Raw genomic sequence first — 25,466 nt, 5'->3', positions numbered from 1 at the left:
TAACAAGAGGAATTGCTGAATGTACTACGGATTTGACATTGGCGGCAGCAAGATAGCACTGGGTGTCTTCGATCAGGAGCGGCGACTGCGTTGGGAAAAGCGCGTTGCCACACCAAAAACAGGTTATGAGGATTTTCAGCAGGCGGTGGAGTCGCTGGTACGTGAAGCGGACAGCCGTTTTGACTGTGAGGGAACGGTGGGCATTGGTATTCCGGGAATGCCGGAAACGGCGGACGGCACGCTGTACGCCGCCAACGTTCCCGCCGCCAGCGGCCAGCCGCTTCGTGCCGACCTCAGCGCCCGTCTCGGGCGCGAGGTTCGTCTGGACAACGACGCTAACTGTTTTGCCCTCTCAGAAGCCTGGGACGACGAGTTCACGCAATATCCGCTGGTGATGGGGCTGATCCTCGGCACCGGCGTTGGCGGTGGACTGGTACTCAACGGTAAATCGATTACCGGACATAGTTATATCACCGGCGAGTTTGGCCATATCCGCCTGCCGGTTGATGCCCTCGAGGTGGTGGGACGTGATTTCCCGCTCACCCGTTGCGGCTGCGGCCAACTGGGCTGCATTGAAAATTATCTTTCCGGCCGCGGTTTCGCGTGGCTGTATGAACACTTTTATCAACACACCTTAACTTCCCCCGAGATCGTCGCCCAATGGCAACAGGGCGAGGCGCGTGCGCGTGCGCACGTCGAGCGCTATCTTGACTTGCTGGCGGTCTGTCTGGGGAATATTTTAACCATTGTCGACCCGGATCTGCTGGTGCTTGGCGGTGGGTTGTCTAACTTTACAGCAATAAGCGAAGGGCTGGCGCAGCGCCTGCCGCGTCATTTACTGCCGGTTGCCAGGGTGCCGCGAATTGAACGCGCGCGTCATGGTGATGCTGGGGGTATGCGCGGTGCGGCCTTCCTTCATTTGACTCGTTAACCACAGGGGGAGCTATGTTGTCGCGCCGCTTACACCGATTGAGCCGTTTTCGCCGTAACAAACGTCGCTTGCGTGAACGTCTGCGCCAGCGGATTTTCTTTAGAGAGGATAAGACGGCGGTGGATACAATGGATAAACCTAAGGTTGTGGTGCTGACAGGCGCTGGGATTTCTGCAGAATCCGGTATAAAAACCTTCCGTGCTGCCGATGGTTTGTGGGAAGAGCACCGGGTTGAGGATGTGGCGACGCCGGAAGGTTTCGCCCGTGACCCCGCGCTGGTGCAGGCGTTTTACAACGCCCGTCGCCGACAACTGCAAGGCCCCGATATTGTTCCAAATGCGGCGCATCAGGCGTTGGCGCAACTGGAATCGGCGTTGGGCGACAACTTCCTGCTGGTGACGCAGAACATTGATAACCTGCACGAGCGCGCTGGGAATCAGCGGGTGATCCACATGCATGGTGAATTACTCAAAGTCCGCTGTTCGTGGAGCGGGCAGGTGCTGGAGTGGACCGGGGACGTCACCGCAGAGGACAAGTGCCACTGTTGTCAGTTCCCGGCACCGCTGCGCCCGCACGTGGTCTGGTTTGGCGAGATGCCGCTGGGGATGGATGACATCTACAGCGCGCTGGCCGATGCCGATATTTTTATTGCCATCGGCACCTCCGGGCATGTCTATCCGGCGGCCGGTTTCGTTCACGAAGCCCGTCTGCAGGGAGCGCATACGGTGGAGCTAAACCTTGAACCGAGCCAGGTGGGCAGCGAATTTGCTGAAAAACACTACGGGCTGGCGAGTGAAGTGGTTCCGGCATTCATTGAGCAGCTGTTAAAGGATCTGTAAGCGTCGGGGCCTTACCCGATAATAAAAAGCGATTGCCTGGGCGGGCAATCGCTTTGACCCTGGCGTCGGGCGCGACGAGAATTAGTGGCCCATCGCGTCTTTGGCCATTTTGTCTTTCGACATTGAATCTTTGGCCATGCCATCTTTCTTCATCCCGTCTTTGGCCATGCCATCCTTCGACATACACTCTTTTTTCATGCTGTCTTTGGTACAGTCATGGGACATTTTGGCCATACTGTCTTTCGCCATATTGTCCTTGGCCATATTGTCAGCCGCGTTGGCGCCGGCCATTCCAAACAGCAAAGCAGAGCACATCAGCAGGGTATTGAGCTTTTTCATTTCGTCATTCCTTCATGAGTGTATACGTTCTGGATCAATCACAGATGATGACCACAGTGAATTAGCTACCGCCGAACCAGTTATAGCCCTGGTCCTCCCAGTAACCGCCGGGGTAGCGATTGGTGATTTCAATAGCCAAAATATGTTTGGGGTTTTTATAGCCCAGCTTGGTTGGGATCCTTATCTTCATCGGGAAGCCATATTGCCGAGGCAAAATCTGACCGTCGTAGGTTAATGCCATCAGGGTCTGCGGGTGGAGGGCGGTTGCCATATCAATACTGGTGTAGTAATCATCCGCGCAGCGGAAGCTGACGTAGCTGGCATTCAGGTCCGCACCGATCGTTTTGAGAAACAGGGCAAAGGGTACACCGCCCCATTTACCGATGGCACTCCATCCTTCCACACAAATATGCCGCGTAACCTGGCTGACCTGCGCCATGTTATGCAGTTCGGCAAGGCGCCATGCACGCCTATCGCTCACGCGCCCGGTAACCTCCAGCCGATAATCGCTGCCATCGATCGTCGGCGCCCGATCCTCGCTATAAAACGCATTAAACGGGAAGGGGCGCGTTATCATGCTTTCGGGATATACCGGCGCGAGATCATCAGGGTTAAATAACCATTGCTGAACACGATCGTTAAATCGGGAAATACGGCTCAGGGTATTCTCGATCGAACTGTTATTACTGATGTCGCAGCCGGTCAACATCATTAAACCACCGAGGGTTAAGCCCTGTTTTAAAAAACGACGACGGCCTTCGGCAGGAAGATGTTTATTTATTTCCCGACTGGCGTCCTGGATAATGATATTCTTATCGGCAGTCGGCAGTGATTTATCACGTTGGCTCATCAGAGACCCCTTATCGTCCACGGAGCATGGCGAGTAATGTTTTCGGTACTAACAGCACCATGATCAGATGAATCACCACAAAACCCACTAGCGCCGACATCGCCAGAAAGTGGATAACGCGGGCGTTATCATAACCGCCGAGTAATTCTCTTAGCAGGGGAAACTGCACCGATTTCCAGATAACCAGGCCCGATAGCGTCAGAATAATGCTATCGACCATCACAAACAGATAAGCCAGTTTCTGGACGTGGTTATATTGTCCTGCATGGTCATGGGCCAGCTTACCGCGCAGGGCCGAAAGTAAATCCTGTACCAGCCCTCGCGGCGACAGCGGCCAAAACTGGCGTGTTAATCGCCCGCTGCAGATATTCAGTACCAAATACGCCAGGCCATTCACCGCAAATAACCACATAGCGAAGAAATGCCATTGTAATGCCCCGCCGAGCCAGCCGCCGAGGGTAATAATATCCGGAATATCGAAAGCAAATATCGGCGATGCGTTATAAATGCGCCAGCCGCTGGTGATCATTATTAATATCGCGAGGGCATTCACCCAGTGACATATTCTTAACCATAAAGGATGAATGGTCGCGGGCTTAACCTGAAACGTTGGCGTGTTCATTGTTATATTCCCGGTCGGTGCGTTAAAAACAGTGTGGCTCAAAAGTGGTCCCCGATGTATCACAAAACCTTAAATTAATTGTGATAATTCCTGCCGGAAACTTATCCGGTGCCCGACCGGTTGCCAGTCGTAAGCTGTTGTAAAAAACCAGCTTCCATCACATTCCCCACCGCCAGAGGGCGATTGTTGTGCGTCAACGCTAAATTTTGCACATCTCTTTTGGTCGGTTCTGCGGGTTGTTGCCAGATTTAGTGGTAGCCCAACACACAACATAATCAGCCAGTCGCGGAGTATCATTCATGCATCCATCGATGATGTATCAGGATTTAACGACCCGAGCGCTAATCGAACATGCCGCGCGCTATCACACCGATACCGGTATTGTCTCGGTCGGGACGTTAGCAGGACGGGAGTACAGCAGCTGGGGGCAGGTGGCGGAGAATGCGCGGCGTCTGGCCTGTGCCATGCAGCGCCTGGGGATAACGCAAGGTGCCCGCTGCGGCACGCTGGCGTGGAATAATCGCCGGCATCTGGAAATCTATTTTGGCATCAGCTCCGGCGGGTGGGTGACGCACACCATCAACCCGCGTCTGTCCGTTGAGCATCTGGTGTTTATCATCAATGATGCTGCCGACGAGGTCCTGTTTTTTGACTATACCTTCCTGCCGCTGATCGCCGCGCTGCGCCCACACTTACCGACGGTGAAACATTTTGTTGTGCTGGAACCGCGCAACGAAGAGGCGCTTGCCACCGTGGAGTCGCTGCTGTTCTTTGATGACCTGCTCGCCGAGGCTGACCCACAGTATCGCTGGCCCGATCTCAGCGAGCAGTCGCCCGCCTCGCTGTGCTACACCTCGGGAACGACGGGAAAGCCGAAAGGGGTGCTGAACACCCATCGTTCGCTGGTGCTGCATGCCCTCAGCGGCAATCAGCCCGATGCCGCCGGTATTTCGGCGCGGGATTCGCTGTTGCCGGTGGTGCCGATGTTTCACGTCAATGCCTGGGGAACGCCGTTTATCGCCGCCATGGTGGGGGCGCGACTGGTGCTGCCGGGGCCGAATCTTGATGGCGAAAGTCTGCTGCGGTTGCTGAGTGAAGAGCAGGTCAGCGTGGCGTTCGGCGTCCCGGTGATCTGGGCCGGCCTGCTGGCGGCGCTGCGCAAATCAGAGATCCGCTTGCCGCATTTTAAACGCTCTTTTGTTGGCGGCTCGGCCTTACCGCCGTCGATGATTGAGGCGTTCCGCCGCGATTATGATATTGAGCTGATCCACGCCTGGGGAATGACGGAAACCTCGCCGATCGGCACGATCAACACGCCGTTAAGCAAACACAAGGCGTTGCCCCAGGCGGTGCAGGATAAACTGGGTCACGGCCAGGGGCGGGCGATCTTTGGCATCGAACTGCGGGTGGTGGATGTGGACGGTCAGCCGCTGCCCGACGACGGTGAGACTCAGGGATATCTGCAGGTGCGCGGACACTGGGTGGTCGCCAGTTATTATGGTCGCCCGGAGAGTGCCATGACCCCGGACGGCTGGTTCGATACCGGCGACATTGGCACCCTCAATCAAAATGGCTATCTGGTGATTCAGGATCGGGCGAAAGATATTATTAAATCCGGCGGCGAGTGGATCTCCACGGTAGAGCTGGAGAACATTGCCATCGCTCACCCGGCGATTCGCAGCGCGGCGGCGATTGCGGCGCAGCATCCACGTTGGGATGAGCGACCGGTAGTGCTGTGCGTCAGGGAGGAGGGCGGCGAGATCGAAGAGCATGAGCTGCTGGCCTGGTATCAGCAGCGAATACCGAAATGGCAGCTCCCGGACCGGATTCTGTTTATCGACAGTCTGCCGGTCAGCGCTACCGGTAAGGTACTGAAGAACCAGCTGCGGGCCGAGTTCGGCCAGATTCTGATGGGCGACGAAGCATAAATAAAAACGCCCCGGCGTTCAGGCCGGGGCGGCGTTGCGGCGGCGGATTAACGGCCCGCTTTCAGCTTCTGGTAATACTCTTCATACAGCGTGCTGGCGCTACCGACATCATTCTGCCATTCGCCTTTGGCGATGGTTTCGGCATCCGGATACAGCGATTTGTCGTTGGCGACTTCCGGGCTCAGCATCTTGCGCGCCGCCAGGTTAGGCGTCGGGTAGCCGATGGTCTCCGCGACCTGTTTAGCCACTTCCGGGCGCAGCAGGAAGTTGATCAGCTTCAGCGCGCCGTCGACGTTTTTCGCATTGGCCGGAATAGCCAGGCTATCCATCCAGAAGATCCCGCCTTCTTTCGGCCAGACCACTTCCAGCGGCGTGCCGGCCTGACGAGCCACCCAGGCTGAGCCGTTCCACACCATCCCGAGATTCACTTCGCCTTCCATATACGGGTTGGCCGGATTATCGGAGTTGAACGCCGCGACGTTAGGCATCAGCTTTTTCAGCTCCTGGTAGGCCGCTTCAATCTCTTTCGGGTCGGTGGTGTTGCCGGAATAGCCCAGTTTGCGCAGGGCAATCTGGAATACTTCACGCGCATCATCGGTCAGCAGCAGGCTGCTTTTGTAATCCGGCTTCCACAGGTCGGCCCAGCTGGTGACGGTTTTCGGGTCGATGGCATCGCTGTTGACACCAATAGCGGTGGCGCCCCAGATGTAGGGAATCGAGTAATCGTTGCCTGGATCGAACGGTTTATTGAGCATTTCAGGGTCGAGATTGCCGAAGTTGCTCAGCTTGCTCTTGTCGATCTTCTGCAGCATGCCCTCTTTACGCATCTTATCGACGAAATAGGTGGACGGGACCACCAGGTCGTAAGCGCCGTCTTTGTAGGTTTTGAGCTTGGCGTACATGGTTTCATTCGACTCGTAGGTCGAATAGATAACCTTGATCCCGGTCTCTTTAGTGAACTGTTCCAGCAGTCCCGGCGGCACGTATTCGGTCCAGTTGTAGAAGTAGAGCGTTTTGCTGTCATCGGCGTGCGCAGCACCCATTCCGAGCACCAGCGCCGCGGCGGCGAGCATTTTTTTCATTTCGATGTCCCCTGAGATTTCGTTTTATCACGAGCAACAATCTGGCTGGCAACTACCATAACCAGAGAAAGCAGTAACAGAATGGTCGCCAACGCGTTCACCTCCGGTGAGACGCCTACTTTGACCATCGAGTAAATCTTGAGCGGCAGAATTTCATAGCCCGGCCCGGTAACGAACGAAGAGACCACTACGTCATCCATCGACAGCGTAAAGCTGAGCAGCCAGCCCGCCGCCACCGCCGGCATCGCCAGCGGCAGAATGATTTTGCGCAGGATCGTCAGCTCACTGGCGCCGAGATCTTTCGCCGCTTCCAGCATCCGCACGTCAAAGCCTTTGAGGCGCGAATAGACCGTCACCACCACGAAAGGCAGGCAGAAGGTGATGTGCGAGAACAGTAGCGACCAGAAGCCAAGCTGAATGCCGATCAGCATAAACAGCACCAGCAGCGAGATCGCCATGACAATATCTGGCGACATCATCACCACAAACAGCATCCCGCTGACGAACGGCTTGCCGCGAAAGCGATAGCGATACAGCGCCACGGCGGTTAATGCGCCGATAAGCGTCGCAAAGGTCGCCGACAGCACCGCCATGGTCAGCGAGTGCTGGGCCGCCTGCAACAGGCTATCGTTGTTCATCAGCAGGCCGTACCATTTGCTGGTGAAGCCCTGCCAGTTGATGCCGAAACGTGAACTGTTAAACGAATTGACGATCAGAATAATGATCGGAATATAAAGATAAGCATAGATGGCGGTCATAAAGCCGCCGCGCAGCAGTCGACCGATCATTCGAGTTCCACCTTCTTATTCAACAGGCTTGCTGCCCGCCAGTAAACCAGTAGCATCAGGCCCATCACCAGGGTCAGCGTAATGCTGGTGGCGGCACCAAACGGCCAGTCGCGAATATTCAGGAACTGGCTCTTGATGACGTTACCGATCAGCAGGTTCTTCGCGCCCCCCATCAGGTCCGAGACGTAGAACAGCCCCATTGCCGGCAGCATCACCAGCAGGCAGCCGGCAATAATACCCGGCATGGTCAGCGGAATGATAATGCGGATAAAGGTTTGCAGCTTGCTGGCGCCGAGATCTTTCGCCGCTTCCAGCAGCGGGCGATCCAGCTTCTCAATGCTGGAGTAGAGCGGCATTACCATAAACGGCAGCAGAATGTAGACCAGGCCGATGATAACGGCCGACGGGGTGTACATGATGCGCAGCGGCGTATCGATGACCCCCAGCCACAGCAGGAACTCGTTGAGATAGCCTTTGGTGCTGAGGAAGATTTTCAGCCCGTAGATGCGGATCAGTGAGTTGGTCCAGAACGGCACAATCAGCAGAAACAGCAGCAGCGGACGCACCTTCTCCGGCAGTCGGGCCAGAAACCAGGCGAAGGGATAGCCCAGCGCCAGGCAGGCCAGCGTCGCCAGCAGCGCCATATTCAGCGAGTGCAGCAGCACATCGTAATAGAGCGGGTCCAGCAGGCGCGTATAGTTATCCAGCGTAAAGACCATTTTGACGAAACTGGCGTCGTCGCGGGTCAGGAAGCTGGTGGCGATGATCATCAGGTTGGGCAGGAAGACAAACAGCACCAGCCAGCCCACGATCGTGGCGATCACCACATTCTGGAATTTACTGGTGTTCTTCATCGGCCAGCACAACCTCCCAGCTCTCTACCCAGTTAATGGCCATTTTCTGGTCCAGCGGGTGGTCAAAATCGGGGTCGTCTTCATTAAAGAATTCGCTGACCATCACCATTTTGCCATTTTCCAGTTCGACGACCGATTCCAGGGTCATCCCTTTGTAGTTGCGCTCGCGGATATAGCCGATCAAGCCGTCGGCATCGTTGCTGTCGTGAACTTCATCGACCCGCAGGTCTTCCGGTCGCAGCAGGACGTTGAGCCGCTGGCCCTTCTCGACGGGGAAATTGACGTAGATGTTGCATTCCCGGCCTTCGACGCTGGCACGCACACGTTGCGCGTCAAGGCGTTCAATAACCGTGGCGTTGAAGAGGTTGATTTCGCCGATGAAGCTGGCAACGAACAGGTTTTTCGGCTCTTCGTAAATTTCACGCGGCGAGCCGTCCTGTTCTATCTTCCCGTCGCGCATGACCACGATGCGGTCGGACATGGTCAATGCCTCTTCCTGATCGTGGGTGACAAACACGAAGGTGATACCGAGCTTACGTTGGAGCGCTTTCAGCTCGTTTTGCATCTGCTTGCGCAGTTTGTAATCCAGCGCCGACAGTGACTCATCGAGCAGCAACAGGCGCGGTTTATTGACGACGGCGCGGGCGATAGCGACACGCTGCTGCTGGCCGCCGGAGAGCTGATGGGGTTTACGTTGGGCAAATTCTTCGAGCTGCACCATCCGCAGCGCCTCGATGACGCGAGGGGGGATGTCCGCCGCCGGCGTTTTCTGCATACGCAGACCAAAGGCGACGTTTTCGAAGACGCTCATGTGGGGAAACAGGGCGTAGCTTTGAAAGACGGTATTGACGTGGCGGTCTTCCGCCGGAACATGGGTGATATCCTGGTCTTCGAGGTGAATTCGCCCGGTGTCGACATTTTCCAACCCGGCGATAAGACGAAGAACGGTGGTTTTACCGCAGCCAGACGGGCCAAGCAGGGTGAGAAATTCACCATTATTGATGGTCAGGTTGAGATCGGCGATGACCATTTTTCCATCAAAGCTTTTGCCAATTCCCGCCAGCTGTACTAGCGGAGAAAGCGAACGCGGTTGTATATTCAATTTTTGACTCTGTCCCATGTAGACGCAACGAAAAACGGGTCGTTGCGGGGTTTGTGGTTAACCACCTTTGGCGCTGCACATGATTATTTAAGGGCCAACATTCTACGGCAAACGCTTACGATAGCCAAACCTTGTCGCATACAGAAGCATGACCTTTACAACATTACGCCGGTTAATGTATTAAATTCTTATTTGCCGGGCTAAAAATGACCTGACGCAATATTTGTATTTTCGGGCTTATGAATAATGTTGTCACAAAAGAAGAGGGTGGCTACATGGATAAATTGCTTGAGCGTTTTTTACAATACGTTTCTCTGGACACACAGTCGAAGCCTGGTGTGCGTCAGGTACCAAGTACGGAAGGGCAGTGGAAACTGTTACGCCTGCTACAGAAGCAGCTGGAAGAGATGGGACTGGCCAACGTAACGCTGAGTGACAAAGGGACGGTAATGGGAACGCTTCCGGCAAACGTAGCCGGCGATATTCCGGCCATCGGCTTTATTTCTCACGTTGATACGGCTCCTGATTTCAGCGGCAAGAATGTGAACCCACAGATCGTCGAAAACTACCGCGGCGGCGACATCGCGCTGGGGATTGGCGATGAAGTGCTGTCGCCGGTGATGTTCCCGGTGCTGCATCAGCTGCTGGGGCACACGCTGATTACCACCGATGGTAAAACGTTACTTGGTGCCGACGACAAAGCCGGCATTGCCGAAATTATGACGGCTTTGGCTACGTTACAGGCCAAACAGATCCCGCACGGCGACATCCGTGTGGCCTTTACGCCTGACGAAGAGGTTGGCAAAGGGGCAAAGCACTTTGACGTTGCGGCCTTTGATGCCCGCTGGGCCTATACCGTCGACGGCGGCGGCGTGGGCGAACTGGAGTGTGAAAACTTCAACGCAGCGTCGGTGACCATCAAGATTGTGGGCAACAATGTTCATCCGGGAACCGCAAAAGGGGTGATGGTGAATGCGCTGTCGCTGGCGGCCCGCATCCATGCTGAAGTCCCGGCCGATGAGGCCCCCGAAACCACCGAAGGTTATGAAGGGTTTTACCACCTGGCGAATATCAAAGGCACGGTTGACCGTGCGGAGATGCATTACATCATCCGTGATTTTGACCGCAAGCAGTTTGAAGCCCGCAAACGCAAGATGATGGAAATTGCCAAGAAGGTCGGCAAGGGGCTGCACCCGGATTGCTATATTGAGCTGGTGATTGAAGACAGCTACTACAATATGCATGAAAAAGTGATTGCCCATCCGCATGTGGTCGAAATTGCTCGTCAGGCGATGGTAGATTGCAATATTGCGCCACAGATGAAGCCGATTCGCGGCGGCACCGACGGCGCCCAGCTGTCGTTTATGGGGTTACCTTGCCCGAATCTGTTCACCGGTGGCTACAACTACCACGGTAAGCATGAGTTCGTGACCCTGGAAGGCATGGAGAAAGCGGTGCAGGTGATTGTTCGTATTGCCGAGCTGACGGCAAAACGCGGCGCCTGATCTGCGCAGAACTCCCGGATAGCGCTGAGTTTATCCGGGCTACCCGCTACCAATACCCGTCTGTAACCCGGCCAGGGCGCAACGCGCCGCCAGCCGGGACGGGGATGTAGCTGATTTAGTCTTCGAAGAACCAGTATCCGCTGTTGACCAGCGCGGCCAACATGGCGAGGAAGGACGGATCTTCCAGCGCATCGCCAAAATGCTGCGCACTCAACGACAAGTGAGTCGCCAGAGCGTCCAGCGCCGGGCGGTGCGGAGAGTTAATTTTCTCGCCGTTGACGAAGACCTCGCCATCAATGCGCAGCACCCGCAGCCCGCCAAGGCGCGCCAGACGATCGCCTTGCTGCAGCGCGTCGTAAATCTCATCCGGCTGATACGGTGGTTCTGCAGGGGCGACGTCCAGTTCATGACGTGACTGGGTAATAAACTCGCCAAACCACTGTTTGAAATGTTCCGGCTGGTTGATCAGACCCAGCATCATGTCCCGCAAACGATCCAGCTCTGACGGCAGAATATCCGCAGGATGATCGCGTGCCGGCACGTCCGGGTCTGCGTAACGCTGGCTGCCCAGTTCACGCTGCAGAATATAATCGGCAAAACCGCTGAACAGCTCACGGGCGTTAGGCGAGCGGTAACCTACGGAATAGTTGAGCGAGTTTTCCAGCGAATAGCCTTCGTGCGGGAATCCTGGCGGGATATAGAGAATATCACCCGGCTCCATCTCTTCATCGATGATGGCGTCGAAAGGATCGACCTGCAGCAGGTCCGGATGCGGGCAGTGCTGCTTCATCGGCACCTTCTCGCCCACGCGCCAGCGACGACGTCCGGTTCCCTGGATGATAAACACATCGTACTGATCGAGGTGCGGGCCTACGCCACCGCCGGGAACGGAGAACGAGATCATCAGATCGTCGATCCGCCAGTCGGGCAGGGCGCGGAACGGATGCATCAGCGCAGCCGTAGGTTCATGCCAGTTGTTCACCGCCTGAACCAGCAGCGACCAGTTGTTTTCGCTCAGATGATCGTAGCTTTCGAAGGGACCATGGCTGACCTGCCATTTTCCGTCCTGATGGCTGACCAGGCGGCTGTCGACTTCGCTTTCCATCGCCAGACCGGCCAGTTCGTCCGGGCTAATCGGATCGATAAAATTGGCAAACCCGCGTTTTAGTACCACCGGGCGCTTTTGCCAGTAGCGTTCGATAAAATCAGGCCAGTTAAGCGTTAATTGATAATCCATTTTATTTATTCCACAGCAGGTGTTTGTTTGGGATTATACACGCCATCCTTCAAACTGCCTCTTTGTTGACGGCGATTGTCCTGTGCAGTCACAGAGTTCAGTGACCTCTGCTGCACAGCGGGTTAACTTTGGCTATCGTCCGGCAGTTGGCGACCAAAAATCACTTCCATACAGGCGCCGCCGAGCAGGCTCTCACTGGCAATAATCTCGCCGTCGTACTGCAGGACAATATCACGGGCCACGGAGAGTCCGACCCCTTGTCCAGGCCGCAGCGTATCGGCGCGCTGGCCCCTGTCAAACACGCTATCCCGCAGGCTCATCGGGATGCCGGGGCCGTCATCTTCCACCAGAATATGCAGATGATGGTCGTTGGTCTGACGCACGGACACCTCGACAAACTCCAGACAATATTTACAGGCGTTATCCAGCACGTTGCCCATCACTTCCATAAAGTCATTCTGTTCGCCGACGAAGCTGGTTTCCGGCGAGATATCGAGGGTGATATTGACCCCTTTACGCTGATAAACCTTATTGAGGGCCGATGTCAGCTTGTCGAGCAGCGGGGCCACCGGGTGCAGTTCACGGCTCAGGAGCGTACTGTCGCTGCGCATGCTGGCGCGATGGAGATAGTAACCAATTTGCTGCGAGATACGGCTGATCTGTTCGAGCATCACCGGCTCTGCCTCTGTGACATCCAGCTTCTGGCTGCGCAGGGAGCGTAGCGTGCTTTGCAGCACCGCCAACGGCGTTTTCAGGCTGTGGGTGAGGTCGGTTAAGGTGGTGCGATATTTGTCATAACGGTCGCGCTCACTTTTCAGCAACCGGTTAAGGTTGCTGACCAGGCGGGTCAGTTCGCGAGTCGTGTTCGGGTTGAGCATCTCGCGGTGGTGCTCTTCGAGTTCACGCACCTCTTTTGCCAGCGACTCAATCGGCCGCAGGCTCCACCAGGCGGCCACCCACAGCAGCGGGATCACCAGCAGCAGGTTGGCGACCAGCACGTAGATAAACCAGCTCCACACCATGTAGGAGCGCTTCAGTTCGACCGGGATGGTATCGACCACTACGATACTCAGCTGCGGCATCTTATCGGTAGCCGGATAGATATTGATCGCCACCGAGTGGGTCATTTCTGATTCGTCGTCCTGCTGGCGCAGCTCATCCAGCTGCTCCTGGACTTCCTGATTATTACGCAGCAACTTGCTGCTGCTGTCGACGTCGGATTCGATTTCGTGGAAGCCGTTGCTTTTGAGCCATTCGGGCTGGATGCGCTTGGCCAGCCATCCGACATCGCGCTGCATCCACAGCAGGTTGCCTTTAACGTCATAAATTAACGTGACCGTCGGGCTCTGCATGTTGAGATTTTCGGGGATATCAACATCGATGTGACCGTCTTCCCACTTCGCCAGCATATAGAACAGGTTGCTTTCCCCGCGCAGCAGGCGGAAGGTGGTTTTATCGAAGCTGACGCTGTAGCCCACCAGCGCGACCATACCGTAAGCCAGTGAGAGCACCAGCACCACGGCAGCTGTCGCCAGTAAAAAGCGAACGCGTAAAGACAGCGGCAAAATATGCCGTAGCGGGCCTTTCATCCGCGGAGTTCGAATAAATAACCCTGGCCGCGTACCGTCGTAATCACATCATTCGGGTGTTGCGCCTGGATTTTTTTCCGTAGTCGTCCCATCAGGACATCGATGGTGTGGCTTTCGCGCAGTTCGGCGTCGGGATAGAGCTGGAGCATCAGGGAATCTTTGCTGACCACTTTTCCGCGGTTGCGGATCAGCGTTTCCATAATGGTGTATTCAAACGCAGTCAGTTTGATCGGCTGATCGTTAATCGACAGTTCGCGACGCGACAGATCGACCTGGAAAGGCGGCAGAGAGATGAGCTGCGATGCCAGGCCGCTGTTACGGCGCAGCAGCGCCTGCATGCGCGCGGCAACTTCTTCAATGTGGAATGGCTTGGTGACGTAATCATCCGCCCCGGCGCTCAGCACCTCTACCTTATCCTGCCAGCCTTCGCGGGCGGTGAGCACCAGCACCGGCACCGATACATCATGGCTCCGCCAGCGGCGAATCAGGGACAGACCGTCTTCATCCGGAAGGCCAAGGTCGACGATGGCGATATCCGGCACATGTTCGCCGAGATAATAGTCTGCTTCTTTTGCATCTTCCGCGGCATCCACCTGGTGTCCCAGCTCCTGCAGCTGAACTTTCAGGTGATGGCGCAGCAGAGCGTTATCCTCAACCACGAGTACGCGCATGCCAGTTCTCCCTTTCATTTTTGATTTGAATAGTTTAGCGCTAATTATACACGTTGAATATAAACAGCTGTTAAATAACGAATTTCAATTAACGCTTCGCGTGTTTCCCCGCTGAAACGTCATTTTGCTACCAGGTCATTGATATGCTGGCAGAATACTGAAACACGTGGTGTAGACCGTCATCCGTCCGCCTGCACCTTGCATACTTTGGTTGCCGAAGGCAGTAGCGGAGTGCCGTCCTCAGCAACCGGCGACATTAGCGGAATCGCCTGCCGGGTGCGCTTATCGATCAGCACAGAATGAGGCTCGCCGCTGGCGAAAAGATAGTGCTCTCCCCACTGGCGCAGTGCGACCACGAGGGGAAACAGGCATTCTCCTTTTGCTGTCAGGACGTACTCCTGATAAGCGCTGCCATCCGAGGCGGCCTGGGTCCTGAGGATGCCGGCATCAACCAGCTTATGCAGGCGGTCGGAGAGAATATTGCGCGCCATTCCCAGGCTGCGCTGAAAGTCGCTGAAGCGGCTCATGCCATCAAAAGCGTCGCGCACGATCAGCAGCGACCAACGGTCGCCGATAATATCCACGCTGCGGGCGACGGGACAGGGTTCGTTTTTCATTATTTTACTCGGCACAATGCGCGATCCTCGCGGTTATGAATCCAGTTGCATTTTAAAACCACATGCTCTAGCCTTCAACTAGTTTTATTTTGAAACCAGGTTGCCGGGGCAGAGAATCATGAAAACATCCATCGTATCGCTTTCACCTTCCGGCCCGGTAGTGGCTATGTCCACTGGCCTGGTATGGTTGTTCGCGATCGCCAGTGGCCTCAGTGTAGCAAACGTCTATTACGCCCAACCGTTGCTTGATGGGCTGGCACGGGAGTTTGCTATCAGCGACGCCTCCGTCGGAGGCGTGGTAACGGCAACTCAGATCGGCTGCGCTCTGGCGCTACTGCTGCTGGTGCCGCTTGGCGATCGCCTGAATCGCCGTCGGCTGATGGGCACGCAGCTTATCCTGTTGATCGGCGCGCTGATTACGGTAAGCGCAGCATCTTCTGCGGTTATGCTGCTGGGCAGCATGCTGGCGGTGGGACTACTGGGCACCGCAATGACGCAGGGCCTGATCGCCTATGCCGCCAGCGCAGCCAGACCGCACGAGCAGGGGCGGGTGGTCGGTGCCGCGCAGAGCGGCGTATTTATCGGGCTGTTGCTGGCTCGGGTATTTTCCGGTGGCATTAGCGACCTCTTCGGCTGGCGCGGGGTCTATCTGTTCGCCGCCCTGCTGATGCTGAGCATCGCATTTCCGCTGTGGCGACGGTTGCCGGTGCTCACGGTAGCAAAGAGTACGCTGAGCTATCCGCAACTGCTGGCATCGATGCTGACTCTGCTGCGTCAGGAGAAAATCCTTCAGGTTCGCGGCGTGCTGGCGCTGCTGATGTTCGCCGCCTTCAATATTTTCTGGTGTGCGCTGGTGCTGCCGCTGAGTGCGCCGCCTTATGGTTTTTCCCACACGGCTATCGGTGCTTTGGGGTTGGTTGGGGTTATCGGGGCACTGGCTGCCGGGCATGCCGGAAAGTGGACCGACAGGGGCTACGGGCAACGTACCAGCGCCGCGGCATTGGTGATACTGCTACTTGCCTGGTGGCCGCTATCGCTGATGGCGTGGTCGCCGGTAGCGTTGCTGATCGGGATCGTGCTGCTGGATTTGGGGGGACAGGCGCTGCATGTGACTAACCAGAGTATGATTTTTCGTACCCGACCCGAAGCACACAGCCGGCTCGTAGGACTCTATATGTTGTTTTATGCTGTTGGCAGCGGACTGGGGGCTGCCGGTACGACGGCGGTTTACGCCGTCGCCGGATGGCAAGGGGTGTGCGTGCTGGGGGCTGTCGTCAGCCTGCTGGCGCTCATATTCTGGTTTGCAACCCGCCGCGTGGCGTCTGGCAAATAAACAGGCAGGCGTGCTATAGAAAAACTGGGGAAAGCGATCCATTCGGATGTCGGGGGGCGCTGGTGCCGGGTGAATTCGGAAAACCCTCTTCCCTTGCGGAAAGAGGGTTGTGGGGCTTACTTCAGCTCGTCAACCATAGTGGTAGCGCGGCCGATGTAGTTGGCCGGGGTCATCGCTTTCAGACGCACTTTTTCCGCGTCCGGCAGCGGCAGGCTGTCGATGAACTGCTGCATCCCTTCGGCATCAACGCGTTTGCCACGGGTCAGCTCTTTCAGTTTCTCGTACGGTTTTTCGATCCCGTAGCGGCGCATCACGGTCTGGATCGGCTCGGCCAGAACTTCCCAGTTGTGATCCAGTTCGTCCAGCAGACGATCGCCGTTCAGCTCCAGCTTGCTAACGCCTTTCAGGGTGGACTGGTAGGCAATCAGCGCATAGCCGATACCCACACCGAGATTACGCAGTACGGTGGAGTCCGTCAGGTCACGCTGCCAGCGAGAGACCGGCAGTTTGCTGGCCAGGTGCTGCATCATGGCGTTAGCCAGACCGAGGTTACCTTCGGAGTTTTCGAAGTCGATCGGGTTAACTTTGTGCGGCATGGTGGAAGAACCGATTTCGCCGGCGATGGTTTTCTGTTTGAAGTGGTTCAGGGCGATGTAACCCCACACATCACGATCGAAATCGATCAGAATAGTGTTGAAACGTGCGATGCAGTCAAACAGTTCGGCAATGTAATCGTGCGGCTCGATCTGGGTGGTGTACGGGTTCCATTCGATGCCCAGCGAAGTGACAAACTCTTCGCTGAACTGGTGCCAGTCAACTTCCGGATAGGCGGCGATGTGGGCGTTATAGTTACCGACCGCACCGTTGATTTTGCCCAGGATTTCCACCTGATTCAGCTGGCGATACTGGCGCTCCATGCGGTAAGCGACGTTCGCCATCTCTTTACCCATGGTAGACGGCGTTGCCGGCTGACCGTGAGTACGGGACAGCAGCGGGACGTCGCGGTACTGAACCGCCAGCGCTTTAATCGCGTCGATCAGCTGGCGCCAGTAAGGCAGCACCACTTCGTCACGCGCGGTTTTCAGCATCAGCGCATGGGAGAGGTTGTTAATGTCTTCGGAGGTGCAGGCGAAGTGGATGAACTCGGACACCGCGTGCAGTTCAGCGATATCGGCCACTTTTTCCTTGAGGAAATATTCGACGGCTTTCACATCATGGTTAGTGGTGCGTTCGATGGTTTTGATGCGCTGAGCATCTTCCACGCTGAAGTCGGCAACGATTTTATCAAGGTAACCGTTTGCGTCGGCAGCAAAAGCAGGAACTTCCTTGATCGCTGCGTGCGCGGCTAACTTCTGCAGCCAACGTACTTCAACCTGTACACGAAATTTCAGCAAACCGAATTCGCTGAAAATTCCGCGCAGCGCGCTGACTTTATCGCCGTAGCGTCCATCGACAGGGGAAACGGCGGTCAGTGAGGATAATTCCATAGATCACAACTCCGGGGTTAAATGAGCAAGAATTTGTTTTGCCTGGTTAACCAGACGATTACGAGAAAACATAAGCTGCATGCGGCCACCGCCGACCTGATGCCAGAGCACGGCGGCGCGAATGCCTGCCAGCAGAGAGGCGCGAACTTTCGCCTGAACCTGCGGGCTTTGCAACACGGCCGGTGAGCCGGTTACCTGAATACGTGGGCCTAACGGACTGATCACATCAACATAAATCCCGGCCATGGCGCTGAGTAACGTTTCAGACTGCAGGTCGAAATGTTCCAGCTGGCGGCGCAGGCCGGAGATGCGGTTGCCAAGGGTGTCCATCGCCCCTTTGCTACCGTCAAGCTTACGCTCCAGCACCATCAGGCTCAATGTGTAGCGGGTCAGTTCTGCATTGAGGCCCTGACGACTGCCGCTATTGAGTACGCCGAGCATGGTTTCCAGCCCGAGGCGAAGATTAGCTTCACTGCCACCGTACACTGCCAGCGTGGAGTTCGGGTTGAGATCGATAATGCTGTTCAGTGAAACGTGCAGGGCATCGCTGTCGCAATGGCCCTGATGTGCCAGCTGCTGTACCAGACGGGCGGCCTGGCAAATACCGGCTAGCGCCAATGTGATGTCATAATAATTCTTCGCCACACATACTCCTTGTAAACCGTCGGCGACGGACTCTGCCGCACCGGCGGTAAAAACGGTCTGTCAGGACTGCAGCGGCAGACGCTGCTCGATCACGCCACCACCGAGGCACACTTCACCACGATAGAAGACCGCAGACTGGCCAGGCGTAACGGCCGCAACCGGCTCGTCAAAGATAACTTCAATGCGCTCGTCATCCAGAGCATTCACCGTGCAGGGGATGTCGGTCTGACGATAACGGGTTTTCACCGTGCAGCGCAGGGTACCGGTAACCGGCTGACGGTCAACCCAGTGCAGCTGTTGAGCTATCAGACCTTTTGACATCAGACGCGGGTGGTCGTGGCCTTGTGCCACCACCAGAATATTGTTTTCGACGTCTTTATCGACAACGTACCACGGATCTTCGCTGCCTTCTTTGGTCCCGCCGATACCGAGGCCTTTACGCTGCCCCAGGGTATGGTACATCAGACCCTGGTGCTCGCCGATTTCGTCGCCATCAACGGTGACGATTTTGCCTGGCTGGGCCGGGAGGTAGCGGCCGAGGAACTCGCGGAATTTACGTTCACCGATAAAGCAGATCCCGGTGGAGTCTTTTTTCTTCGCGGTGATAAGGTCAAGATCTTCGGCGATTTTACGCACCTGCGGCTTTTCCAGCTCACCCACCGGGAACAGGCTTTGGGCGATCTGCTCGTGGCCGAGGGTGTAGAGGAAGTAACTCTGATCTTTATTGCCATCCAGGCCGCGCAGCAGCTGGCTTTTGCCGTTGACATCGGCACGGCGCACGTAGTGGCCGGTGGCGATATAGTCGGCGCCGAGATCTTCGGCAGCAAACTCCAGGAAGGCTTTAAATTTGATCTCTTTGTTGCACAGAATATCCGGGTTCGGCGTGCGCCCGGCTTTATATTCGGCCAGGAACAGTTCAAACACGTTGTCCCAGTATTCTGCGGCAAAGTTTACGGTATGAAGCTCAATCCCGAGCTTATCGCAGACGGCTTGCGCGTCGGCGAGATCGGCAGCGGCGGTGCAGTATTCCTCACCATCGTCTTCCTCCCAGTTCTTCATGAACAGGCCTTCTACCTTATAACCTTGCTGAAGCAGCAACCAGGCAGAAACAGAGGAATCGACGCCGCCGGACATGCCGACGATCACTTTTTTTTGGCTTTCTGACATTGGAATATTCACCACATTGAACTTCAAGGCGGCATATTCTAGCACGCACTAGCGGCTCAGGCACCCCCCAGGAGCGGCCAGTTAAACGCACCAATCAGTGACAGCGGCTGGCGCGGGTCCTGTTGATAGCTGCGGATGCTCTCGGCAACCAGTTGGGAGCGTAGATTTGGCGCGTTGAGGATCTCCTCCGCGCTCAGCCACAGGCAGCGGTCGATATCGCTGTCGTGAGGTTCAGTGGCGCACATATCGTTAAGTTCAATGGCGAACAGAAAGCGCAAAAACGGCGTTTTGTCGGGGGCTATCCACTGATGCATGCGGATAAAGTGCTGCGGCGTCGCGCGAATGCCGGTCTCTTCCCACAACTCGCGTTCGGCGGCCTGGACCAAAGTTTCATCGGCTTCGAGGTGACCGGCGGGCTGGTTCCACAGCGCTTTACCGTTGATGGTTTCCTCAACGATTAGAAATTTGTCCTGCGCGTGGACGATGCAGGCGACGGTGACGTGCGGTTTAAACATGCGGTGGGTTCCTTTTGTGATTACTCAACCTGGCGCCACTCACCGTTAGCAATACCATCGAGCGTGTAGCCACCCATGGCGTAACGAATCAGGCGCAGCGTGGGATATCCCACGTGAGCGGTCATGCGGCGAACCTGACGGTTGCGCCCTTCATAGAGGGTGATTTTCAGCCAGCTGGTGGGAATCGCTTTACGTTCGCGGATGGGCGGGTTTCGCGCCCATAGCCAGGCGGGTTCCGCCACCCGTTCGATACCGGCGGGCAGGGTGGGGCCATCGTTGAGGGGGACGCCATCGCGCAGCGCGCTCAGGGCCTGGTCTGTTGGCAGGCCCTCAACCTGGACATAGTAAATTTTGCCGGTGCGTTTGCCCGGCTGGGTCAGTTGCGCCTGCAGCGCGCCGTCGTTGGTCAGCACCAGTAGCCCCTCGCTGTCGCGGTCAAGACGACCCGCGGCATAGACGCCGGCGACCGGAACAAAATCTTTTAGGGTGCTGCGTCCGGCTTCGTCTGTAAATTGCGGCAACACATCGTAGGGTTTATTAAACAAGATGACGCGTTTTGGCTGGTGTTCTTTACGTTGTCTGGCACTTTGTTGTGAGCTGAATCGCTCAACGCGATGTTTTCTAAATGAAGTTTTCTGCATGGTATTTTCAGATCCTGGCAATTGCCGCATTATAGCCTAATTACGAATGCCTTTCATGGACGCAAACATTCAGGTAGTATTGACATGCTCATCACAATTTTTTAACAAAAATATTGCTCAAACTGATTCGCGCTACTAGAAGGCGGCACGGACGCGAATCTCCGGTTAGCGGGATGACCCGGTGGCGGGAGTGGGCGGATAAAGCCAACGCTCGGTTAGTGTGAAAAGGAAGAGCAGAACCAGAAGCGCTCGAAGGAGAGGTTAATGGAAAGCAAAGTAGTAGTTCCGGCGGAAGGTCAGAAAATCACCCTGCAAGATGGCAAACTGAATGTTCCTAACAACCCGATCATCCCGTTTATCGAGGGTGATGGTATCGGTGTTGATGTGACCCCAGCGATGCTGAAAGTGGTGGATGCCGCCGTTGAGAAAGCCTATAAAGGCGAGCGTAAAATTTCCTGGATGGAAATTTACACCGGCGAAAAATCGACCCAGGTTTATGGCCAGGACGTCTGGCTGCCTGCCGAAACTCTTGATCTGATTCGTGACTATCGTGTTGCTATCAAAGGCCCTCTGACGACGCCAGTTGGCGGCGGTATTCGTTCTCTGAACGTTGCGCTGCGCCAGGAACTGGACCTCTACGTCTGCCTGCGTCCAGTACGTTACTACCAGGGCACCCCGAGCCCGGTTAAACATCCTGAACTGACCGACATGGTTATCTTCCGTGAAAACTCCGAAGATATCTATGCAGGTATCGAGTGGAAAGCAGACTCTGCTGACGCTGAAAAAGTTATCAAATTCCTGCGTGATGAGATGGGTGTGAAGAAAATTCGCTTCCCGGAACATTGCGGTATCGGTATCAAGCCGTGCTCTGAAGAAGGCACCAAGCGCCTGGTTCGTGCGGCTATCGAATACGCTATCACTAACGATCGCGATTCGCTGACTCTGGTACACAAAGGCAACATCATGAAGTTCACCGAAGGCGCGTTCAAAGACTGGGGTTACCAGCTGATTCGCGAAGAGTTCGGTGGCGAACTGATTGACGGCGGCCCGTGGCAGAAGATCAAAAACCCGAACACCGGTAAAGAAATCATCATCAAAGACGTTATCGCTGACGCCTTCCTGCAGCAGATCCTGCTGCGTCCGGCTGAGTACGATGTCATTGCATGTATGAACCTGAACGGTGACTACATCTCTGATGCCCTGGCGGCACAGGTTGGTGGTATCGGTATCGCTCCGGGCGCAAACATTGGTGACGAATGTGCACTGTTCGAAGCGACCCACGGTACTGCACCGAAATATGCAGGTCAGGATAAGGTGAACCCAGGTTCTATTATTCTGTCCGCTGAGATGATGCTGCGCCACATGCAGTGGTTCGAAGCCGCAGACCTGATCGTTAAAGGCACCGAAGGCGCTATCGCTGCTAAGACCGTGACCTATGACTTCGAACGTCTGATGGAAGGCGCTAAACTGCTGAAATGTAGTGAGTTTGGCGACGCGATCATCGCGAACATGTAATCCAGTCTCTGGGTTAAACAATAACGGGAGCTTAACAGTTCCCGTTTTTAATTATTGGCTTTCGAATGGTTATCAAAACATTATCAAAACAAGTTATCAAAACCCCCTCCACAAAAACCTCAAATAGCCACCTTGGTCCATCCTTTCCCACGGTCATCATGGTATCTGTCCGTTTGTTGTTGAGTCTTATGCCCCAGTAAATCTTTTGTGTTTATGCCCTGTGCTTTATAAAGTCGTTCGGAAAGTGATCTTTGCTCATGGAACGTTGCCGGCGTACCTTCACCCCAGTCGATATTTGCACAATCCCTTGCCTTGCTAAAATTCATCGTCAGCGTTCTGGCTTTAACCTGAGCGCCACGTTCTGCCTGAGATGTTGTTCTGAAAAAATGCACCAAAAATGGACTCACCGCATAATCCCGGCAACGACCTATTACGTCGCGAAGGCTCCAGTTTATCGCGTTGCATCGCAATGCCAGAGGAATGGCTATCTTGCTACCTGCTGCTGATGTTCAATTACTGGCAAACGGGGAGGGCGATCCCTAAAAGTCGGTTATCGAAAATAGCACGGCTAAGCAACGACCGTTGGTCTTCCGTTGAATCCTCGTTAAAGGAGTTTTTTAACGACAACGGTACCGAATGGGTTCATGAGCGCATTGAAAGAGATCTTGAGATGGTTCGTTCCTCTCAACGTCAGAAATCTGATGCCGGTAAAGCCTCAGCAAAAGCAAGAAAGGCCAAAAAATCAACGACAGAGCAACGAGAAGGTAACGACCGTTCAACGGGCGTTGATAATCCGTTTGAACAGGATGGCAACGGCAATCCAACTAATAAAGATCCAGATATAGATACAGATCTAAAAGAAAACCCCCTCTCTACGCGGGAGCGAAATTCCAGATGTTCAGGAGCCGCAATTTCTCGCAGGCATGGATATCCCCATCGGTAAATTCACGATGCATGAAAACTGGCGACCATCGCAGGACTGGCCACGTCTGGCAGCCACGTGGGGAATATCGCTTCCTGAACCGGCTTACCTGCCGACTGAACTGGCTGAGTTTACCGCCTACTGGGAATCAGAACGGAAGGTATTCACACAGGTCCAGTGGGAACAAAAATTCGCCCGTAGCGTCGTGAACGCCAGAGCTAAATCCAGACCACAACCAGTAACCGGAGGTAACGGCCATGCAGGACTTCAACCAGTTAACACCGCATCCCGGGCAGTCCAGGAAATTCAGGCAGCCAGAGAGCGCTGGGAGCAGGAAAACGGGCTTACTGGAGGCGGACATGGCATGGAGGCTCTGGACGGTCATGGGGGAAATATTTTCGAACCGCTGGACCCAGAAGAACGGGGCGGCGCCGTCGGATATGTGGATTGCCCAGATTGGGTCGATGACTGATGCGCAGATCACGCTGGTTTGTCGTCAGTGCATGGAGCGGTGCGCTATGGGGAACACCTGGCCGCCAGATCTGGCTGAGTTTGTAGCGTTGGTTTCAGAGAGCGGGGCAAATCCGTTCAATCTGACCTCCGAAACGGTCATGACCGAGTACAAACGCTGGCGTAACGAATCCTACCGCTACGCTGGCAGTGATAAATATCCGTGGACACAAGACGTGCTGTATCACATTTGCGTTGAGATGCGGCGAGCTGGTGTAGAGCGCCAGATGACAGAGAAGGAGCTGCAAAAACTGGCAGAGAAACTACTGACGAAGTGGACAAAGCATGTTGCCAACGGATTCACCATTCCACCGATCCACCGGCAGCTTGAAGCACCACGGCATCCACCCGGGCCGACACCCGCACAGATTTTGATAGAAGAGTACAAACGCCGCAAAGCGGCAGGTTTAACCAAGTAAGCGAGTTTTGACCATGACCAAAAAATCTAAAGAACGAGTTACACAAGTACAGATGGTAATCGCCATCGTGCACAGAACGCCGGAATGCGTCCTGCAGGATGTTTGCGATGTACTGGATTTACCCTCGAGCTCCGCGGGTAATCTTCTACGCCGACTCCATGCTGCTGGCAAATTACGGCGCATACACAACGGCACTCAGTATGTTTATCGGGTGCCTGTAGGCACTGAGATCCCAAACGTTAAATTGCCTGAGCCGGCCATCAAAACTACGTCGGAGAAAGCTCAGCAGGTGAACGATGCCATCATTCTGGCCCGCCAACTTGAAGAAAAAGGGCTATACCGCCGCGCGGCGACGACTTACACAGCCATTCTAGGAATGGTCAGCAATGCTAGCGAGTTGTGGAATATCGCACGCTTGCGCAACCGCTGTCTCCGCAACGCGGCGAGGTGCTGATCATGGCTAATAAATCACGCGAGCAACAACAGGTTAGTGTCCGGAAAACTATTGAGTTGACCCGGGAGAAGGGCCGGTTGACGGTCAAAGAGGCCTGCGGCGAGTTGCACATGTGTCGGGATGTGGTTGGAAAGTATTTCCGATCAGCTGCCAAAACCGGAAAAGTTATTCGCTATGGGAGCCTGGGGTTGTTTCGTGACCAGCGCGCGGTCATCGATTTTGACCTATGCAGATTTGACTATCGGAAGAATGTAGGAGCAGCCAGATGAGCATCGTTAAAACCCATATCGGTACATGAAGTCCTTGATATAACCTGCGAGGTGACCTTCCGGCATGGAACGCTCCGCCTCAACGGCGCTGTCAGCGAAAATCTTCTGACTCTGCTGATACAGGAACTGAAGCGATGATCCCGCTACCTTCAGGAACCAAAATCTGGCTGGTTGCCGGTATTACCGACATGCGCAACGACTTCAATAGGCTGGCCGCCAGGGTGCAGAAAGCGTTGAAAGATGATCCGATGTCCGGCCACGTCTTCATCTTCCGGGGCCGCAGCGGCAGCCAAGTCAAACTGCTCTGGTCCTCCGGCGACGGGTTGTGCCTGCTGACAAAACGGCTGGAGCGTGGACGCTTTGCCTGGCCATCGGCCCGTGATGGCAAAGTGTTCCTTACCCCGGCACAGGTGGATAAGCTTCGCCGGATGAATTTTGGCTGTCGCTCAGAAAAAGTATCCCGGCGTATCGCACGGATGGAAGCCGAGCTTAACCGGCTTCAGACGGAAAGCGATGCGCTGACAGGCCGGTCAATTGGGTCAGCGAATTGCTGCCATGGAGCATTACGCTACCTGCTGAATAGCACACATCGTTAGCGCCGACTTTGCCTGCTGTTGTGTTGTAGAGGAAAATTT

At 55.3% G+C, this 25,466-nt stretch carries 27 protein-coding genes and 3 pseudogenes; 13 read left to right on the top strand and 17 right to left on the bottom strand.

What is annotated here, in order from left to right:
• The first annotated feature begins 19 nt into the window (after positions 1-19).
• A complete protein-coding gene (nagK, locus tag ACMYSN_RS05110; protein WP_462497266.1) occupies positions 20-931 on the top strand; it encodes an N-acetylglucosamine kinase in 912 nt (303 codons plus the stop codon).
• A gap of 14 nt (positions 932-945) precedes the next feature.
• A complete protein-coding gene (cobB, locus tag ACMYSN_RS05105) occupies positions 946-1,770 on the top strand; it encodes an NAD-dependent deacylase (RefSeq protein WP_462497265.1) in 825 nt (274 codons plus the stop codon).
• A gap of 81 nt (positions 1,771-1,851) precedes the next feature.
• On the opposite strand, the gene ACMYSN_RS05100 is transcribed toward cobB, so the two are convergent.
• The 3 genes from ACMYSN_RS05100 to ACMYSN_RS05090 all read right to left on the bottom strand — a co-directional run bounded on the left by ACMYSN_RS05100 (position 1,852) and on the right by ACMYSN_RS05090 (position 3,581).
• Entirely contained in the window at positions 1,852-2,109 is a 258-nt protein-coding gene (locus ACMYSN_RS05100) for a pentapeptide MXKDX repeat protein (protein ID WP_462497264.1), read from the bottom strand.
• Positions 2,110-2,170: 61 nt separating this feature from the next.
• Positions 2,171-2,959 carry a molybdopterin-binding protein gene (locus tag ACMYSN_RS05095; RefSeq protein WP_462497263.1) on the bottom strand — a complete coding sequence of 263 codons (789 nt, stop codon included), beginning with the start codon at positions 2,957-2,959 and terminating at the stop codon, positions 2,171-2,173.
• Between the two features lie 10 nt (positions 2,960-2,969).
• Positions 2,970-3,581 (bottom strand): cytochrome b/b6 domain-containing protein, encoded by a 612-nt coding sequence (locus tag ACMYSN_RS05090; RefSeq protein ID WP_462497262.1) that lies wholly within the window; start codon positions 3,579-3,581, stop codon positions 2,970-2,972.
• 299 nt (positions 3,582-3,880) lie between these two features.
• On the opposite strand from ACMYSN_RS05090, the gene ACMYSN_RS05085 reads away from it, so the two are divergent.
• On the top strand, positions 3,881-5,509 hold the full coding sequence (locus ACMYSN_RS05085; RefSeq protein WP_462497261.1) for a long-chain fatty acid--CoA ligase: 1,629 nt from the start codon (positions 3,881-3,883) through the stop codon (positions 5,507-5,509).
• 47 nt (positions 5,510-5,556) lie between these two features.
• Here ACMYSN_RS05085 and potD read toward each other — a convergent pair whose 3' ends face one another.
• Genes potD through potA form a run of 4 tightly spaced genes read right to left on the bottom strand, consistent with a single transcriptional unit; the run spans position 5,557 to position 9,353 of the window.
• Complete coding sequence (gene potD, locus ACMYSN_RS05080) at positions 5,557-6,591, bottom strand: spermidine/putrescine ABC transporter substrate-binding protein PotD (protein WP_123753852.1); 1,035 nt, start codon at positions 6,589-6,591, stop codon at positions 5,557-5,559.
• Positions 6,588-7,379: a spermidine/putrescine ABC transporter permease PotC gene (gene potC, locus ACMYSN_RS05075; protein WP_462497260.1), complete on the bottom strand. Its 792-nt coding sequence runs from the start codon at positions 7,377-7,379 to the stop codon at positions 6,588-6,590. Before potC ends, potD begins: the two co-directional genes overlap by 4 nt.
• Positions 7,376-8,233, bottom strand: coding sequence for a spermidine/putrescine ABC transporter permease PotB (gene potB, locus ACMYSN_RS05070; protein WP_123753854.1), 858 nt, complete (start codon positions 8,231-8,233; stop codon positions 7,376-7,378). The genes potC and potB overlap by 4 nt, the downstream gene beginning before the upstream one ends.
• A complete protein-coding gene (gene potA, locus ACMYSN_RS05065) occupies positions 8,217-9,353 on the bottom strand; it encodes a spermidine/putrescine ABC transporter ATP-binding protein PotA (RefSeq protein ID WP_462497259.1) in 1,137 nt (378 codons plus the stop codon). Before potA ends, potB begins: the two co-directional genes overlap by 17 nt.
• 257 nt (positions 9,354-9,610) lie before the next feature.
• On the opposite strand from potA, the gene pepT reads away from it, so the two are divergent.
• Positions 9,611-10,840 carry a peptidase T gene (pepT, locus tag ACMYSN_RS05060; RefSeq protein WP_462497258.1) on the top strand — a complete coding sequence of 410 codons (1,230 nt, stop codon included), beginning with the start codon at positions 9,611-9,613 and terminating at the stop codon, positions 10,838-10,840.
• 115 nt (positions 10,841-10,955) lie between these two features.
• Here the strand turns inward: pepT and ACMYSN_RS05055 are convergent, their stop codons facing one another.
• The 4 genes from ACMYSN_RS05055 to ACMYSN_RS05040 all read right to left on the bottom strand — a co-directional run bounded on the left by ACMYSN_RS05055 (position 10,956) and on the right by ACMYSN_RS05040 (position 14,954).
• Complete coding sequence (locus tag ACMYSN_RS05055; RefSeq protein ID WP_462497257.1) at positions 10,956-12,077, bottom strand: ribosomal protein uL16 3-hydroxylase; 1,122 nt, start codon at positions 12,075-12,077, stop codon at positions 10,956-10,958.
• Positions 12,078-12,199: 122 nt separating this feature from the next.
• Positions 12,200-13,666: a two-component system sensor histidine kinase PhoQ gene (gene phoQ, locus ACMYSN_RS05050; RefSeq protein WP_462497256.1), complete on the bottom strand. Its 1,467-nt coding sequence runs from the start codon at positions 13,664-13,666 to the stop codon at positions 12,200-12,202.
• Positions 13,663-14,337 carry a response regulator transcription factor PhoP gene (gene phoP, locus ACMYSN_RS05045; RefSeq protein WP_462497255.1) on the bottom strand — a complete coding sequence of 225 codons (675 nt, stop codon included), beginning with the start codon at positions 14,335-14,337 and terminating at the stop codon, positions 13,663-13,665. Before phoP ends, phoQ begins: the two co-directional genes overlap by 4 nt.
• Positions 14,338-14,516: 179 nt before the next feature.
• A complete protein-coding gene (locus ACMYSN_RS05040) occupies positions 14,517-14,954 on the bottom strand; it encodes a winged helix-turn-helix transcriptional regulator (protein WP_462497254.1) in 438 nt (145 codons plus the stop codon).
• A 118-nt stretch (positions 14,955-15,072) separates the two neighbouring features.
• Between ACMYSN_RS05040 and ACMYSN_RS05035 the strand changes: the two genes are divergently transcribed.
• Positions 15,073-16,287 carry an MFS transporter gene (locus ACMYSN_RS05035; protein ID WP_462497253.1) on the top strand — a complete coding sequence of 405 codons (1,215 nt, stop codon included), beginning with the start codon at positions 15,073-15,075 and terminating at the stop codon, positions 16,285-16,287.
• A gap of 116 nt (positions 16,288-16,403) precedes the next feature.
• Here ACMYSN_RS05035 and purB read toward each other — a convergent pair whose 3' ends face one another.
• Genes purB through rluE form a run of 5 tightly spaced genes read right to left on the bottom strand, consistent with a single transcriptional unit; the run spans position 16,404 to position 20,772 of the window.
• A complete protein-coding gene (gene purB, locus ACMYSN_RS05030; RefSeq protein WP_154143632.1) occupies positions 16,404-17,774 on the bottom strand; it encodes an adenylosuccinate lyase in 1,371 nt (456 codons plus the stop codon).
• A gap of 3 nt (positions 17,775-17,777) precedes the next feature.
• The gene (gene hflD / locus ACMYSN_RS05025) at positions 17,778-18,419 is read right to left on the bottom strand and encodes a high frequency lysogenization protein HflD (protein ID WP_123753863.1); all 642 of its coding nucleotides are present in this window, start codon (positions 18,417-18,419) and stop codon (positions 17,778-17,780) included.
• Between the two features lie 60 nt (positions 18,420-18,479).
• Positions 18,480-19,586, bottom strand: coding sequence for a tRNA 2-thiouridine(34) synthase MnmA (gene mnmA / locus ACMYSN_RS05020; protein ID WP_434585436.1), 1,107 nt, complete (start codon positions 19,584-19,586; stop codon positions 18,480-18,482).
• Positions 19,587-19,642: 56 nt separating this feature from the next.
• Complete coding sequence (locus ACMYSN_RS05015) at positions 19,643-20,101, bottom strand: NUDIX hydrolase (protein WP_123753865.1); 459 nt, start codon at positions 20,099-20,101, stop codon at positions 19,643-19,645.
• Between the two features lie 20 nt (positions 20,102-20,121).
• Complete coding sequence (gene rluE, locus ACMYSN_RS05010; protein ID WP_462497252.1) at positions 20,122-20,772, bottom strand: 23S rRNA pseudouridine(2457) synthase RluE; 651 nt, start codon at positions 20,770-20,772, stop codon at positions 20,122-20,124.
• A gap of 234 nt (positions 20,773-21,006) precedes the next feature.
• Between rluE and icd the strand changes: the two genes are divergently transcribed.
• Positions 21,007-22,257: an NADP-dependent isocitrate dehydrogenase gene (icd, locus tag ACMYSN_RS05005; protein WP_123753867.1), complete on the top strand. Its 1,251-nt coding sequence runs from the start codon at positions 21,007-21,009 to the stop codon at positions 22,255-22,257.
• Positions 22,258-22,376: 119 nt separating this feature from the next.
• Here icd and ACMYSN_RS05000 read toward each other — a convergent pair.
• Positions 22,377-22,754: pseudogene (locus ACMYSN_RS05000) on the bottom strand (site-specific integrase); the annotation flags it as partial.
• Here ACMYSN_RS05000 and ACMYSN_RS04995 point away from each other — a divergent pair.
• The 7 genes and pseudogenes from ACMYSN_RS04995 to ACMYSN_RS04965 all read left to right on the top strand — a co-directional run.
• Positions 22,655-23,200 (top strand): DUF1376 domain-containing protein, encoded by a 546-nt coding sequence (locus ACMYSN_RS04995; protein ID WP_462497251.1) that lies wholly within the window; start codon positions 22,655-22,657, stop codon positions 23,198-23,200. The pseudogene ACMYSN_RS05000 and the gene ACMYSN_RS04995 sit on opposite strands and share 100 nt — an antisense overlap.
• The gene (locus ACMYSN_RS04990) at positions 23,181-23,651 is read left to right on the top strand and encodes a DnaT-like ssDNA-binding domain-containing protein (RefSeq protein ID WP_462497250.1); all 471 of its coding nucleotides are present in this window, start codon (positions 23,181-23,183) and stop codon (positions 23,649-23,651) included. The genes ACMYSN_RS04995 and ACMYSN_RS04990 overlap by 20 nt, the downstream gene beginning before the upstream one ends.
• Positions 23,563-24,108, top strand: coding sequence for a replication protein P (locus ACMYSN_RS04985; protein ID WP_462498200.1), 546 nt, complete (start codon positions 23,563-23,565; stop codon positions 24,106-24,108). Before ACMYSN_RS04990 ends, ACMYSN_RS04985 begins: the two co-directional genes overlap by 89 nt.
• 13 nt (positions 24,109-24,121) lie before the next feature.
• Complete coding sequence (locus ACMYSN_RS04980) at positions 24,122-24,562, top strand: PerC family transcriptional regulator (RefSeq protein ID WP_462497249.1); 441 nt, start codon at positions 24,122-24,124, stop codon at positions 24,560-24,562.
• A gap of 2 nt (positions 24,563-24,564) precedes the next feature.
• Positions 24,565-24,831 (top strand): DUF977 family protein, encoded by a 267-nt coding sequence (locus ACMYSN_RS04975; protein WP_462497248.1) that lies wholly within the window; start codon positions 24,565-24,567, stop codon positions 24,829-24,831.
• Positions 24,832-24,965: 134 nt separating this feature from the next.
• Positions 24,966-25,253: pseudogene (gene tnpB / locus ACMYSN_RS04970) on the top strand (IS66 family insertion sequence element accessory protein TnpB); the annotation flags it as partial.
• Positions 25,236-25,361, top strand: a pseudogene (locus ACMYSN_RS04965) (IS66 family transposase); the annotation flags it as partial. The pseudogenes tnpB and ACMYSN_RS04965, both read left to right, overlap by 18 nt.
• Positions 25,362-25,466 lie beyond the last annotated feature (105 nt).

The sequence above is a fragment of the Klebsiella sp. R445 genome, from assembly GCF_051131755.1.
GTDB lineage: Bacteria > Pseudomonadota > Gammaproteobacteria > Enterobacterales > Enterobacteriaceae > Klebsiella > Klebsiella lignicola.
This window is presented reverse-complemented; position numbering and strand designations above follow the sequence as displayed.